15 protein-coding genes are annotated in these 14,007 nt (G+C 37.8%); 9 read left to right on the top strand and 6 right to left on the bottom strand.

The window, feature by feature from the left end; all coding sequences use genetic code 11:
- Positions 1-181 precede the first annotated feature (181 nt).
- The 8 genes from AC1DDX_RS11765 to AC1DDX_RS11730 all read left to right on the top strand — a co-directional run bounded on the left by AC1DDX_RS11765 (position 182) and on the right by AC1DDX_RS11730 (position 6,163).
- Positions 182-592, top strand: coding sequence for a cytochrome c maturation protein CcmE domain-containing protein (locus AC1DDX_RS11765; protein WP_172660719.1), 411 nt, complete (start codon positions 182-184; stop codon positions 590-592).
- A gap of 5 nt (positions 593-597) precedes the next feature.
- Positions 598-3,069 (top strand): cytochrome c biogenesis protein CcsA, encoded by a 2,472-nt coding sequence (gene ccsA, locus AC1DDX_RS11760; RefSeq protein WP_337715645.1) that lies wholly within the window; start codon positions 598-600, stop codon positions 3,067-3,069.
- Positions 3,069-3,830 carry a Rossmann-like and DUF2520 domain-containing protein gene (locus AC1DDX_RS11755; RefSeq protein ID WP_172660717.1) on the top strand — a complete coding sequence of 254 codons (762 nt, stop codon included), beginning with the start codon at positions 3,069-3,071 and terminating at the stop codon, positions 3,828-3,830. The genes ccsA and AC1DDX_RS11755 overlap by 1 nt, the downstream gene beginning before the upstream one ends.
- A 40-nt stretch (positions 3,831-3,870) precedes the next feature.
- Entirely contained in the window at positions 3,871-4,203 is a 333-nt protein-coding gene (locus tag AC1DDX_RS11750; RefSeq protein WP_048904285.1) for a 2Fe-2S iron-sulfur cluster-binding protein, read from the top strand.
- Positions 4,204-4,229: 26 nt separating this feature from the next.
- Positions 4,230-4,472 carry a Fe-S cluster assembly protein IscX gene (gene iscX, locus AC1DDX_RS11745; protein ID WP_048904286.1) on the top strand — a complete coding sequence of 81 codons (243 nt, stop codon included), beginning with the start codon at positions 4,230-4,232 and terminating at the stop codon, positions 4,470-4,472.
- A 6-nt stretch (positions 4,473-4,478) separates the two neighbouring features.
- Positions 4,479-5,006, top strand: a complete 528-nt coding sequence (locus AC1DDX_RS11740; protein ID WP_337715643.1) for a KdsC family phosphatase — start codon at positions 4,479-4,481, stop codon at positions 5,004-5,006.
- A gap of 116 nt (positions 5,007-5,122) precedes the next feature.
- Positions 5,123-5,524, top strand: coding sequence for a periplasmic heavy metal sensor (locus AC1DDX_RS11735; RefSeq protein WP_048904288.1), 402 nt, complete (start codon positions 5,123-5,125; stop codon positions 5,522-5,524).
- A 69-nt stretch (positions 5,525-5,593) separates the two neighbouring features.
- A complete protein-coding gene (locus AC1DDX_RS11730; protein WP_172660714.1) occupies positions 5,594-6,163 on the top strand; it encodes a Maf family protein in 570 nt (189 codons plus the stop codon).
- On the opposite strand, the gene AC1DDX_RS11725 is transcribed toward AC1DDX_RS11730, so the two are convergent.
- The 6 genes from AC1DDX_RS11725 to AC1DDX_RS11700 form a co-directional block, all read right to left on the bottom strand.
- Complete coding sequence (locus AC1DDX_RS11725) at positions 6,152-7,066, bottom strand: Ppx/GppA phosphatase family protein (protein WP_477622067.1); 915 nt, start codon at positions 7,064-7,066, stop codon at positions 6,152-6,154. The genes AC1DDX_RS11730 and AC1DDX_RS11725 overlap by 12 nt on opposite strands.
- A gap of 75 nt (positions 7,067-7,141) precedes the next feature.
- Positions 7,142-8,305 carry a molecular chaperone DnaJ gene (gene dnaJ / locus AC1DDX_RS11720; protein ID WP_172660712.1) on the bottom strand — a complete coding sequence of 388 codons (1,164 nt, stop codon included), beginning with the start codon at positions 8,303-8,305 and terminating at the stop codon, positions 7,142-7,144.
- Between the two features lie 4 nt (positions 8,306-8,309).
- On the bottom strand, positions 8,310-8,909 hold the full coding sequence (locus AC1DDX_RS11715) for a nucleotide exchange factor GrpE (RefSeq protein WP_172660711.1): 600 nt from the start codon (positions 8,907-8,909) through the stop codon (positions 8,310-8,312).
- A 129-nt stretch (positions 8,910-9,038) separates the two neighbouring features.
- Positions 9,039-9,722 carry a cell division ATP-binding protein FtsE gene (locus tag AC1DDX_RS11710; protein WP_048904291.1) on the bottom strand — a complete coding sequence of 228 codons (684 nt, stop codon included), beginning with the start codon at positions 9,720-9,722 and terminating at the stop codon, positions 9,039-9,041.
- 2 nt (positions 9,723-9,724) lie between these two features.
- Positions 9,725-9,928 (bottom strand): hypothetical protein, encoded by a 204-nt coding sequence (locus AC1DDX_RS11705; protein WP_048904292.1) that lies wholly within the window; start codon positions 9,926-9,928, stop codon positions 9,725-9,727.
- A gap of 48 nt (positions 9,929-9,976) precedes the next feature.
- A complete protein-coding gene (locus tag AC1DDX_RS11700; protein WP_337715640.1) occupies positions 9,977-11,896 on the bottom strand; it encodes a T9SS type B sorting domain-containing protein in 1,920 nt (639 codons plus the stop codon).
- An 852-nt stretch (positions 11,897-12,748) separates the two neighbouring features.
- On the opposite strand from AC1DDX_RS11700, the gene AC1DDX_RS11695 reads away from it, so the two are divergent.
- Positions 12,749-14,007 (top strand): SusC/RagA family TonB-linked outer membrane protein (locus AC1DDX_RS11695; RefSeq protein ID WP_477622066.1); only part of this gene is annotated, 1,259 nt, incomplete at its 3' end.

The raw sequence follows: 14,007 nt of genomic DNA, 5'->3' as shown, positions 1-14,007 counted from the left end.
GTGCTAAAACTCAGAAAAACTATGCCTTACCTCATAAAATCTGAATATAAAGACTAAAAAATGAGCTTTTTGTCAGAGAACTATCAATAAACTGTCATCATCCCGAATTGGATGTAGCTAAAAGACTTTAGGTACTTATATTTTTTATCTTTGTAGGGTTCAATTTATTTTTATTACGACCATGAGAAAAAGTGCAATTGTTGGTTTAATTACTATAGCGATATGTGTAGGTTTTTTAGTTAGTCTAAACGCTGATACAAATAGCTATTCTACATTTACTGAAGCTGCAAAAGATCCTAAGGAATTTCACGTAATGGGATACTGGGAAAAAGAAAAGGGTACATATTACGACGCTCAGAAAGATGCTAACCACTTTGCTTTTTACATGAAGGATCAAAAAGGCATTGTGAATAAAGTTGTTTACAATGGCACTAAACCTCAAGACTTTGAACGCTCCGAAAAACTGGTATTAATCGGCAAGATGAAAGATGATACCTTCTACGCTTCTAAAATACTCATGAAATGTCCATCTAAATATAATAATGATCTTGTAGAAGTCAAGAAGGACGGTAAAGTGGAAAAATACAACTAATCTTAATGGATATACAATTTATTGGAGAGAACCTCCTTCCGGGTAAAGTCGGGCAATTCTTTATTGTTTTAGCATTCGCTGCGTCGTTACTATCAGCCATCTCTTATTTTTTTGCTACCCAAAATAAGGATCTTGCAGATCAATCATGGAAACGCATCGGACGCATCTCATTTCTAATAAACTGGTTTAGTGTAATAGGCATCGGAGCTACACTTTTTTTTCTAATATTAAATCATTACAACGAATACTATTACGTTTATTCACACTCTTCGAAAGAGCTGCCTGTATATTATATTGTGTCAGCATTTTGGGAAGGGCAAGAGGGAAGTTTCTGGTTATGGGCGTTTTGGCAATCATTACTGGGCGTAATATTAATGTGGAAGGCCAGAACCTGGGAAACTGGCGTAATGACCATTGTAGCGTTCTCGCAAGCATTTTTAACTTCAATGTTATTAGGTGTTGAAATCTTTGGCGAAAGAATAGGTAGCTCTCCCTTCATCCTTTTAAGAGATGCTTTAAACCTTAAGGAGATGGCGCCAGTTGTATTTGCTGATCCTGAAAACTTTAAAAACTACCTTAAATTTATAACCGACGGACGCGGATTAAATCCGCTACTTCAAAATTATTGGATGGTTATCCACCCACCGACTTTGTTTTTAGGCTTTGCCAGCATGGTTGTGCCATTTGCTTATGGAATTGCGGGGCTATGGCAAAAGAAATATAAAGAATGGGTAAAACCAGCAATGCCATGGGCATTGTTTGCCGTAATGATTTTGGGGACGGGTATCATTATGGGATCATTTTGGGCATATGAAGCACTTAATTTTGGCGGTTTCTGGGCCTGGGATCCTGTAGAAAATGCTTCTATTATTCCCTGGTTAACCCTCATAGCGGGTGTACACGTAATGATTGCCTTTAAAAATACAGGGCATGCATTCTTTACTGCAATTGTATTGATCTTCCTCAGCTTTGTATTGGTATTATATGCTTCATTTCTTACCAGAAGTGGTATTTTGGGCGAAACATCTGTCCACTCATTTACAGATCTGGGTATGTTTGGGCACCTTATATTATACAATGTTGTCTTTTTGGCCTTACCTGTAATTTTACTGATTGTAAGATGGAAAGAGTTGCCAATTACCAATAAAGACGAAGAAACTTATTCAAGAGAATTCTGGATGTTTATAGGTGCACTAGTAATTACTGTAGCTTGTATTCAGGTAATTTTCTCTACTTCAGTACCTGTGTTTAACGCAGCATTTGGAACTAACTTTGCACCTCCTATAGATGCCATTAAGTACTACAACCAATGGCAGGCTCCGTTTGCTATTTTAGTAACGGTCATATCTGGATTCACCCAGTTCATGAAGTACAAGAGAACTGATATCCGTAAATTCTACAGCAGTCTTGCGGCTACTGTGGTTTTCTCAATTGTAATTACTGCTGGTTTTGTTTATATCACCAATGTATATCATAACCTGATGTATATACTTTTAACCTTTAGCTGTGTTTTTGCAGTTATGTCTAACGCGAAGATTCTGGGACAAGGTTTTGGAGGTAAGCGGAAATTGGTAGGTGCGGCCGTTGCACACATTGGTTTTGCTTTGTTGTTGCTTGGCGCTTTGGTAGCTGCCGCTACTAACAAACCAATCTCTTTAAATGCATCTAACTTTATTCCGGTTAAAGATTTCGAGAAGGCTGAGAAACCCGGAGAGAACATTGTTCTCTACAAAAATGAGCCAAAGAAAATGGGTAAGTACACCGTTACCTATATCAGCGATACTACCGTTGCTCCAAATACTTTTTACAAATTGAACTTTAAAGTTTATGATGAAAGTACTGGCAAAGTAAAAGAAGATTTCGAAGTAAATCCTCATATTCAGTCGAACGAGAAAATGGGGCTTATTGCTTCACCTGACACTAAACATTACTTAACCTACGATATTTATACTCACGTTACCAGCGCTCCTTTGAAAGAAGACAAGGAGCATGGAGACCATGAAGGACATAGTGAAGAAGAAAACTATAAGGCTCCTAGAATTGTGACAGTTAGCGTTGGTGATACTTTACATACAAGTAGTGGGGTACTTACTGTTAAAGCACTAAATCCAAAACCGCAGGCAAAAGATTTAGTAATTGGTCCTAAGGATTTAGCTGTAGGTATGCCAATTGAGGTTGACGTTAATGGTAAAATATATAAAACTGAACCTATCTTTTTGGTTAAAGGAAATAACGTATTTGACTTTGCCCGTAATATTGATGATTTAGGGTTAAGGGTTAGGTTTACAAAAGTAATTCCTGATCAAGGCAAAGTAGAATTGCAGGTTTTTGAAAAACCTCAGCAGGCGAAGGACTGGGTTGTTTTTAAATCTATTGAGTTCCCTTACATCAATTTATATTGGATTGGTACAATAGTGATGGTTGCAGGATTTTTACTATCCATTTTCAGGAGACAAAAAGAAGTTAAAGCTGTTTAATGAAAGTAGTCTGTATTGGTTCTGGTAATGTGGCAACGCATTTGGCTAATGCGCTAAAAGCAAAGGGTGTAGATCTGATTCAGATATGGAGCCGTGATTTGGCGAACGCCTCTGAGCTGGCAAAGAACACAAACTCTGTAGCTATCTCAAATCTGGATGAAATTGACCGTTCGGCTGATTTATACATTGTTGCGGTGAAAGATGATGCCATTGCATCAGTATCTGATAGCTTAAGAGAAATAAATGGATTGGTAGTTCATACCTCGGGAGCTACATCAATAGATGCCTTGTCGGCATTGAAAAATTACGGTGTTTTATATCCTCTGCAAACTTTTTCTAAAGCCAAGCCAATTGATTTTGCTAACGTTCCATTATGTATTGAGGCAAGCAATGTACATACTTTGGAGGTCTTAAGAAGTGTCGCGGATATGCTTTCTTCGCCTGTTTATGAAGTGGATAGCGAGAAAAGGAAAATATTGCATTTGGCGGCAGTTTTTGCCTGTAATTTTGTTAACCATCTTTACACATTGAGTGATAAGATAGTGGAACATTTTGAGCTCGACTTTGAGATGCTTAAGCCATTAATAATGGAGACGGCATTAAAAGTACAGACTGAACTGCCTATAAATGTACAAACCGGACCTGCCGTTCGGGATGATGAGCAAACTATGATTAAACATCAGGTTTTACTGAATGGTATGCCTGAATTAAAAGAAATCTATCAAACTTTAAGTAAAAGCATTAAAAAAACACATTTATAGTTATAAATGCCGTTTTTCGTGCTTATTTTTGAACACAATTATGAGTATTTTTAAATTAAAGATAAATTTTGAAGAACAAGGAAAAGAACCTCTTGAATTACCTATTGTAAGTGGAGAATCGGTTCTTGATGCTTGTTTAGATCACGGAATAGAATTACAGCATAACTGTGGTGGAGTATGCGGCTGCAGTACATGTCATGTTTACGTACTAAAGGGAATGGATAATATCCAGGAAATTTCTGATAAAGAAGAAGATTTTATTGACAGAGCTGTTCGTCCTAGAATTACTTCAAGATTAGGTTGCCAGTGTGTTGTTATAGATGGAGACATAGAAGTAACAATCCCTGATCAATCAGAATTTTTAGGTCACTAATATAAATCAATAAATTATACAAAGACATGCAAGATAAATTTGCTTTACCAATATACTGGAATGACCATGAGGATATAGCCCAGGAGTTATATGAGAAATTTGGTGATGATTTTAATGAAGCCAAAATATACCGTATCAGATTCACTGAGTTAATAGAATGGGTATTGGAATTACCTAATTTTAAAGGGACCAGAGAAGAAAGCAGTGAAGGTCATTTGGAGCAAATCCAGTCGGCCTGGGTTTACGAATGGAGAGATAACCAGGATTAGTAAGATATGTTCCTGCAGAAACTTAAAAACATTACCACCCTTATTTTTGATGTGGATGGTGTGCTCACAAATGGTGATATTATTGCATCAGACAGTGGGGAGTTTCTGCGCACATTTAACATTAAAGACGGTTATGCTTTACAGCTGGCCGTGAAAAGGGGTTACCTTATTTGTATCATCTCCGGAGGGCGGGGTTTGGCAATGCAAAGACGTTTTGAAGGTTTAGGTATTGCGGAAGTATTCCTTGGTGTTTCAGATAAAGTAGATGTATTTAATTCTCTTTTGGCTAAGCATAACATTACGGCCGACGAAATATTGTATATGGGGGATGATATTCCCGATCTTAAAGTGATGCAACTGGTAGGGCTGCCAACGTGCCCTTCAGATGCTGTGCCCGAAATAAAAGCAATTTCTGAATATATTTCTCCATATTCAGGAGGTAAAACTGCAGTTCGGGATATTATTGAAAAGGTGCTTAAAGTACAGCAAAAATGGTTCGATGAGAACCCTTCTGCAGCCGATTCGGGAAAGTAGCAGCCTGCAACAATTATGTTACTTCTGTTAGATTAAACCTATTCCACTGTTCATACTCCAATCTCTTACAAAACCGAAGCTAAAAGCTTTATAACTATTAAAAATTGTAAAAGAGTATGAAAAAATTATTGATTATCTGCGGATTGTTATTTAGTGTAATAACATTTGCACAAGCGCAACAGGGTCAGGGTCAAGGTGGTCGTAGAGGAGGAACACCTGAAGAGAGAGCAAAAAGAAATACCGAAATGTTGACTAAAAAGCTTAGTCTTACGGCAGATCAGCAAACCAAAGTTTCTGCCATTTACCTGGAACAAGCCGAGGGGATGAAAAAATTGCGTGAAGATGCGGCAGGAGATAGAGACGCAATGCGGGCTGCAATGGTGAAATCTAACGAGGAAAGCGATACTAAAATTAATGCTTTGTTAAACGACGACCAGAAAAAAGCTTACACTACCTGGAAAGAAGAGAGAAAAGAAGCAATGAAAAAAAGACAAGATGGTAATGGCGGAGGTCAATAATCATTAAAACATTTAAAATAATAGAAGCGGCATATGGCCGCTTTTGTTATTTTTGAGCAAATTTTAATTATGTATAAGCAGACACTTCCAATAATACTCGCCTCAAAATCTCCACGAAGACAAGAATTGATGAAATCGATGAACCTTGATTTTAAAGTAGTTTTGAAGGAAGTTGATGAAAGCTATCCGAAAGATTTGCTCCCGGCCGAAATTGCGGTTTATATTGCCGAAAAGAAGGCAGCAGCTTTTGCAGATGATAGCCATGAAAACATAGTGATTACTGCAGATACTATTGTTGCCTATAATAATGAAATATTGGGTAAACCTGAGGATGTAACTCATGCTACTGAAATGCTAACCAAACTGTCTGGTACAAACCATCAGGTATACACTGGTGTGAGCATTGCTTATGGGGATAAAATGCATTCTTTTTACGATGTTACTGAAGTGTTTTTTAATCCACTTACAGCAGAACAGATTGATTTTTATATTGCCAATTTTAATCCTTTTGATAAAGCCGGTGCTTATGGTATTCAGGATTGGATAGGCCTTGTAGCTGTCGATAAGATTATTGGTTCTTATACAAATGTAATGGGTTTGCCAACTGAAAAGTTATATAAAGCTTTGTCAGGATTTTAATTCTGATAGCGAATATAGAACGCCCATTTTTAAATCGTAAGTGGACAAACTGATCTGTTTAATCTCAGACAGTGATAAAATGTGATTGGTAAGAATTGCGGCAATCACAATCATATCAACCCTTAATTTTATTAGAWCAGGCATGTTTTGGCGTGCTGCATGGGTAGACGTAATTAGTTTTTCTGAAAGGCTATTGTAAGCAGTAAATTCTATAGGCGCAGATTTTATGTTTTCTATATGTGTTTCTTTTAAAATCATACTGGCAAAGGTTTCAAAAGCGCCGGCAGAACCAATCAAATGATCAGGTTTATGTAATATACAAGCTTCTTTTAAATCTGTGAGCTCATTGTTCAGATGGTTAATAATAGCTGATTTATCCAGCTCATTAATTGGATCTGAATGGAAATAAGCCTGCATTAATCTGGCTGCACCTATGTTATAGCTTTTCTTCCACAGCAGTTCTTTATCATTACAGATAATGAATTCGGTGCTTCCTCCGCCGATATCCATAATCAATGATGTTCCATTGATTGTACCTGTGGCTTTTACTCCTTTATAGATGTATTCAGCTTCTTTATCACCATCAATAACATCTATAATGATGTCTGCGTTTTTCTTTGCAGATTCAACAAAATCAATTCCATTGGCTGCGCTCCTTACTGCGGAGGTAGCAATTGCCAGTGTTTGCTGAACCTGGTACTTGTCAATTTTCTGTTTAAAGTTTTTTAAGGTTTCAATTCCTCGTTCAAATGCTTCGGGTATAATGATGTTTTCGTTAATGCGTCCCTGACCAAGCCTAACGGGTACGTTTGTTTTATAGATTATCTGGACGTTTGTAGCAGATATTTCTGCTATTATCAGGTGGAAGGTATTTGTACCAAGATCAATAACTGCGGCTTTCATTAAAGGTTTATTTGATGGTAAAAGTGCAAAAAAAAAGCCATCCTACTGGACGGCTTTCTAAAAACTATTTAATTATTATTCGAAATATTCTTTCATTTTTTCGAAGAAACTCTTATCGTGCTTACCAGGTTGTGGCTTAAAATTAGGAGAGTCTCTTAATTTCTCAAGCATGCTTCTTTCTTCAGAACTTAGCGCTTTTGGAGTCCATATATTTACATGGATAATCTCATCGCCTCTGTGATATGAATTGATTTCAGGAATACCTTTACCCTTTAAGCGTAATAATTTTCCGCTTTGGGTACCTGGTTCAATTTTGATTTTTGCTTTACCATCAATGGTTGGAACCTCGGCACTATAGCCTAATGCAGCATCAATGATAGAAACGTGTAAATCATAAACTACATTATTGCCTTCGCGTTTTAAAGTTTCATGAGGTATTTCTTCAATCAGGATGATCAGATCTCCGGGGATACCGCCGCTAGGTGCTGCATTACCTTTTCCGCTCATGCTTAATTGCATACCGTCACTTACACCAGCTGGGATATTGATTGTAATTGTTTCCTCGCCACGAACTATACCCTCACCATGGCATGATGTACATTTAGCCGTGATCTGTTGTCCGCTACCATTACAAGTAGGGCAGGTAGAGGTAGTTTGCATCTGACCAAGAATTGTGTTGGTCACTCTGCGAACTGCACCGCTTCCACCACAGGTTTTACATGTACTTACCGATGAGCGATCTTTAGCTCCTGTTCCGTCACATGTTTTACAGCTAATCTGCTTATTTACTTTGATTTTTTTCTCTGTACCGTTGGCAATTTCCTCAAGAGTGAGTTTTACTTTGATGCGCAGGTTAGTTCCTTTAGCTACACGTCGGCCGCCGCGCGACTGCTGACCGCCGCCTCCAAAGAAACTTTCGAAAGGACTGCCACCACCACCAAAAATATCCCCGAATTGACTGAAGATATCTTCCATGTTCATGCCGCCACCGCCATATCCACCGCTAGAAGCTCCGCCAACGCCAGCATGCCCATAATGGTCATAACGTTGTTTCTTTTCCGGATTGCTTAAAACTTCATAGGCCTCGGCAGCCTCTTTAAAGTTGTCTTCGGCAGCCTTATCCCCAGGGTTTTTATCAGGGTGAAATTTGATGGCTAGTTTGCGATAAGCCTTTTTAATTTCTTCGGCAGATGCGCTTTTGGTTACACCAAGTACATCATAAAAATCTCTCTTACTCATAATATTAACTACCCACTACAACTTTAGCAAAGCGAATCACTTTATCATTTAAAGTGTAGCCTTTCTCTAATTCATCAATTACTTTTCCTTTTAACTCTTCATTTGGGGCAGGTATTTTAGTAATAGCCTCATGGTTATCAGTATCAAAAACATTGTTGATGCTTTCCATTTCTTTTAAACCTTTTTGAGCTAAAATGCTTTTTAGCTTGCTATGTACTAACGCAACGCCTTCACGGATTGGATTTATATCAGTAGCAGTTTCTATGGCCTTGGTGGCACGATCAAAATCGTCTAAAACAGGTAACAGTGAAACTATTACATCTTTTCCCGCAGTTTGTAAAAGCTCACTACGCTCTTTTTGGGTACGACGTTTGAAATTGTCAAACTCGGCAAACAAGCGTAGATATTTATCGTTTAAAGCTGCATTCTCTTGTTGTAATTTTTCTTCGGCAGAAAGCTCTGGCACAACTTCGGTTTCCGTAACTGGATTTTCTGCAGTTACTTCTTCAGTATTTATTTGATCTTCGGTATTATTCATCTGCTCTTCAGCGTTATTTTTCACAATTGGATCTGTGTTATCGTTCTTTTTCTTCTTGCTAAACATGGTATAGTAGAATTTTTGATTGTAAACTCAAAAGTTTTGCCAATGAAATATATCAGTCATGGTGTCAGTTTTATTTAAAATAAACTGACGCGAATGACTGAAAAGGAATGTTTTGTCAGATTTTGGCGGTTAAACAATTTGTGCATCTTCATGCACAATTCCACCTTCACATTTGATAATTCTTGAAGGGAAAGTTCTTATAATATGATAATCGTGGGTAGCCATAAGTACGGCAGTTCCACTCTGACTAATCTGTTTAAGCAACATTACTATTTCTTCTGATGTATCAGGGTCTAAGTTCCCTGTAGGTTCATCAGCAAGTATTATTTCTGGGTTATTTAATAATGCACGTGCAATTACAACGCGTTGCTGCTCGCCGCCCGAAAGCTCATGCGGCATTTTTCTGATCTTTGATCGTAAGCCTACCTTTTCAAGAACATCTTTTATACGTTCTTCAATTAAGGCTTGATCTTTCCAACCTGTAGCTTTTAATACGAACTCAAGATTTTTTTCAATTGTTCTGTCGGTAAGCAGTTGAAAATCCTGGAATACAATTCCTAATTTTCTGCGTAAATAGGGTACATCTTTAATGGCCAGGTTTTTTAAATCGAAGCCAGCAATTTGTCCGTCGCCATTACCGATATGAAGATCTCCGTAAATGATTTTAAGTAAACTGCTTTTCCCGGAACCGGTTTGGCCAATTAAAAAAACGAACTCTCCTTTATCAACATTTAAATTTACATCTGATAAGACCAGATGTTTTTGTTGAAATACATCTACATTCTTTAGATTTATAACTGCGTTTCCTGTCATTTTTAAATATCTATTTTAGCAATTTGTCCAAAGGGCAAATCATTTACAAAATTCATAATGTAGGGCAATTTATCACCTAAGCCCAATTTTTCAAGCGATTTATCAGGCCTGTCTACCCTAAAGTAGGCCAATAAGGTAAATTTATCATCCCTTAATTGTACGTAATCAGGGATCTTGGCAATGCCTTTTACTTTAATAACATACATTAGGTCAAAAATAGTATTTCAAATTGAGAATTAAGGCATGTGATGTATTTATCTAATCAAGGTAAGCGATCCGGTAACTGGTTTCATGCCATTTTTCAGATCGATGATGTAGTAATAAACACCAACAGGAACATCCTCATTTCTGTACTTCCCATCCCAGGGCTTTTCATAGCCGGTACTTTCAAAGATGAGGGTTCCATAACGATTCATGACTTTTACCACAGGGGCATCCAGAGCATCTATAGCGGTGATATTCCACGCATCATTAATATTGTCGCCATTTGGACTAAAAGCATTTGGAACTGTAAGTCCGTTATAGACCTTAACAAATACCGTGTCCAGAGCGGTTACACAGCCCATAGTCGATTCTGCGTGCAGGATATAGTCTGTATCCTCTTTAGGCGATACCCTGGGAGTAAGGGAATTTTTATCATCAATATCAGTATTCGGTGTCCAGAAATACCTTACTCCATCTCCTGACACACTTCCGTTTAGTTTGACATCATATCCACTTAATATTTTTTTATCAGGACCCGCATCAGCAGCTGGTACTTTGTTAACAATTACATTTACCTGGGCCTCCCTGTAACACGTACCACTTTTTACTTGAACTGTATATAATGTAGTTACAGTTGGCGAAGCGATGGGATTCGCAACATTTGGATCTGAAAGCCCAATTGTCGGCGACCAGGAGTAGCTTGTACCCCCTGAAGCATTCAGTTGTACACTAGTTCCCTCACAAATCTGGGGTGCCGGATTGTCTACAACCGGAATTGGTGGAGGAATAACGTTCACATTTATTGCGGAAGTAACCTCACATCCCAGACTTTTTACGGTAAGGGTATAGGAGCCAGACATACTTGCTGTAGCATCTAGAATTACAGGCGATTTTTCTGTCGAAAATAAAGTTCCATTGGGCCTTCGCCATTCGTAGGTACCGTCTGTACTTACATCAAACATTATGGCATCTCCTATACATACAGGCCCATTGCTTATTGCGTTTACCATTGGGGGCGAGTTTACTTTAACGGTTAAGATAGGGGATACTGTTCGGCAATTAGGAGAATTAAAATTTCCTGGTTCAGCTGCAGTTAATCTGTAATTGTACAATCCAGGAATCGCATTAGTAAATGACTCATTATAACTTGAAGGATTTGTAGCCCCGGGAATATCAGCCCAGCTGCCACCATTGTCTTTTTGCCACTGGTACCGGAGGGTTCCCGAACCCACTGTTTGAGCCGACAGATTTAAGGTTGTGGTGGTCCCTTCACAAATATCTTGAACTCGATTAAAACTAGTGCCTATTCCAGCTTTAATATCTGGTCCGCAGGCTCTGAATGTGATGTCATCTATCACGATATCATTTCCACCAGCATCATTTACATTAAAAACATTATTGATCATTCTGATTTTCACGCGTGTTGAAGTTGTGGTTTGAAAAATGAACCCATATTGCCTCCAATTACGGTCTTGATCCGGAATGTCACCAGTGTTATAACTACCTAATTCTATATCATTCATATCTAATACTACAAATGTGATATTTGGCTTTAAGCCGGAATAGTCAAGCATGTTCAGTAGCCATGCAGCAAATTCGTATTTGGTATTTGGACAGAGATTAATCTGTACATCTGATTCATAAAAAATACCAGGATTGCGGTCTGCATTTACAACCATCATATAGCCGTCTACATCATCAGGGGTATGATTGGTTACTGCATACCAATTCCTGTTCATGCCAATAGTTGTTTTTGCAATAGTATAGGTGCCGTCCCGTACATTTCTGTCGCTTACATAGGTATAACTGCTAAAGCCAGGATCGGGGCCAGCATCCGCACTTCCTCTTCCAAAATCTATGTTCACTACCGGATCTCCTAAAGAGCCGGTACATACCTGTGCCTTCACCTTTGCAGCACTAAAGGTGAGCAGTAAAAACAATGCGGTAAGTTTTGTATATCCCCAGGTCAATACAGTTATTTAAGCTAATACAATATACTGCTTATTCTCTGTATTTTAAACAGCCTTGCTATACCTAATGTACCCGTCTGAATCTTACTTATGCCGTCTACCATAATAACATAGAAGACAAATTATAATGGGCTAAAATTATTGTTTTAGTTAAGTGCCTTATTGTTAGTTGTTTGAGGTGTTTTTTTAACGAAAGAGCACAAGAATGGACGTATTGCTAAAAACCGTCTTAAATACCGTAAAGTAACATTTTTTATCTAAAGCAACCGTTTGTGTTGAATTATTGATATATCTAACTTATTTGGTTTTCCTATCATTTGCATATGTAATGAATTGTGAATGAATATGTCTTTATAGTTAAATTATTTCCAATATTGTTTAAGACTTATATCTTGATATGAGGACTATGTATAATCTTATTTGGTTAATGCAAACGGTTGCGTTGTTAAAGATTGTTAAATGACATTTCAATAACACTAGATTAGGGCTATCAACTAAAACAGCAATAATATTTTTAGCACATAAAAGCTTGAGAATTAATTATTAACCATTAACCAGGATTTGATTTAGGGCATCAAACCAGAACAACAAATAACCATATATAATTTTAAACGAGGGAATTAGGTAAACCTCAATTAGCTATTTACAATAAATATAGCCGGGGAATTCCTATGCCTTAATTGTATTAACAAACTAACTTAAACTAACAACTAACCAACCCATGAAAAATCAAGTCACCTAACTGCAATTGGTGAATATGGCTATCCAGGAATAGTCCAGCCACTTAACAGATTGAAAGAAAATCGCTCTTCATTGAATTCAACTATTTGATTTTAAACTAAAAAAATGTTTATGAATAATTTTTACAAGAAGCAACTCTTGACCTGCCTGTTGCTACTGTTTTCTGTAATTGCATTCGCACAAAAAAAGATTAGCGGAACAGTTAAAGGATCAGACGACGGTGGTCCTCTTCCAGGAGTGTCCGTTACATTAAAAGGAACCTCTAAGGGGGTTAGTACAGATGGAAATGGAAAATTTACAATTGATGCACCTGCAGATGGTGTTCTTCATTTTTCATATATAGGATATAATGCCAAGGATGTAAACATTGCCGGGCAAACTGAGGTCAATGTTCAATTGGCTCCTTCTGCAAATGCGCTTAAAGATGTAGTCGTAATTGGATACCAGGAAGTATCAAGGAAAAAAACTACTGCAGCAGTATCTACAGTAAAAGCTAAAGACATTGAAAATTTACCATCTCCAACATTTGATAAACTCTTGCAAGGTAGGGTGGCGGGACTAAATGTTCAGGCATTCTCAGGTGAGCCCGGTGGTACACCAACATTTGTTGTACGTGGTAATTCATCAATCGGAAGAGCAGTAAATGCAGCACGTGCCTTAAGCAGCCCATTATTTGTGATAGATGGAATTCCTATTTCAAGTGAGGATGTAACCTCATTTGGAGATTTAACAGGAACCAACTTCATTGCAGGAATAAATCCTAATGATATAGAATCCATTGATGTTTTAAAAGATGCTGCAGCCGCATCAATCTATGGATCAAGAGGTGCAAACGGAGTAGTAGTTGTTAAAACTAAGCGTGGTAAGTCTGGTAAACCTGAGATTAATGTAAGTGCGTATACCGGTGTTTCTAAACAAGGTGAGATGCAAGAGTACATCACAGGTGCTCAGGAGCGCAGGTATAAAATGGATTATTTGAACAAGTACGCCAGCCATGAGCAACAGGGGCTATATCCTATGATACTAACCGATAGTTTAAATCCTGCATTTAATAATGCGAACGATTGGCAGGGAATATTTTATCGCACAGGTATCATTCAAAATTATGATGCTTCTGCATCTGGTGGCTCAGAGACTATGAATTATCGCTTTAGTGGTAACTACTACAACGAGGGTGGTATTATTAAAGGAACAGGTTTTAAACGTTATACCATGTCGGGATCAATGGGAGTTAAGCTTTCAGAGCGTCTTAAACTTGATGCATTATTTAGATTGTCGAGGGGAGACCGCGCCAGAGGACGTGGACAAGCACCTTGGGAAAACCCTCTTCCAATAAATGCAGGGACGTTTCCAACTTCACTGTTATATAT

The organism is Pedobacter sp. 10L46_2 (assembly GCF_056395165.1).
The sequence above is the reverse complement of the archived record's forward strand: the minus strand, read 5'-3'. Positions and strand labels throughout refer to the sequence as shown.

Bases quoted from the DNA above. Each gene is read 5' to 3' on its own strand.
- AC1DDX_RS11735 (WP_048904288.1), top strand. From the start codon at position 5,123: ATGAAAAAATTATTGATTATCTGCGGATTGTTATTTAGTGTAATAACA.
- AC1DDX_RS11765 (WP_172660719.1), top strand. From the start codon at position 182: ATGAGAAAAAGTGCAATTGTTGGTTTAATTACTATAGCGATATGTGTA.
- AC1DDX_RS11740 (WP_337715643.1), top strand. From the start codon at position 4,479: ATGTTCCTGCAGAAACTTAAAAACATTACCACCCTTATTTTTGATGTG.
- iscX (WP_048904286.1), top strand. From the start codon at position 4,230: ATGCAAGATAAATTTGCTTTACCAATATACTGGAATGACCATGAGGAT.
- AC1DDX_RS11730 (WP_172660714.1), top strand. From the start codon at position 5,594: ATGTATAAGCAGACACTTCCAATAATACTCGCCTCAAAATCTCCACGA.
- AC1DDX_RS11715 (WP_172660711.1), bottom strand. From the start codon at position 8,909: ATGTTTAGCAAGAAGAAAAAGAACGATAACACAGATCCAATTGTGAAA.
- AC1DDX_RS11750 (WP_048904285.1), top strand. From the start codon at position 3,871: ATGAGTATTTTTAAATTAAAGATAAATTTTGAAGAACAAGGAAAAGAA.
- AC1DDX_RS11710 (WP_048904291.1), bottom strand. From the start codon at position 9,722: ATGACAGGAAACGCAGTTATAAATCTAAAGAATGTAGATGTATTTCAA.
- dnaJ (WP_172660712.1), bottom strand. From the start codon at position 8,305: ATGAGTAAGAGAGATTTTTATGATGTACTTGGTGTAACCAAAAGCGCA.
- AC1DDX_RS11755 (WP_172660717.1), top strand. From the start codon at position 3,069: ATGAAAGTAGTCTGTATTGGTTCTGGTAATGTGGCAACGCATTTGGCT.
- ccsA (WP_337715645.1), top strand. From the start codon at position 598: ATGGATATACAATTTATTGGAGAGAACCTCCTTCCGGGTAAAGTCGGG.
- AC1DDX_RS11705 (WP_048904292.1), bottom strand. From the start codon at position 9,928: ATGTATGTTATTAAAGTAAAAGGCATTGCCAAGATCCCTGATTACGTA.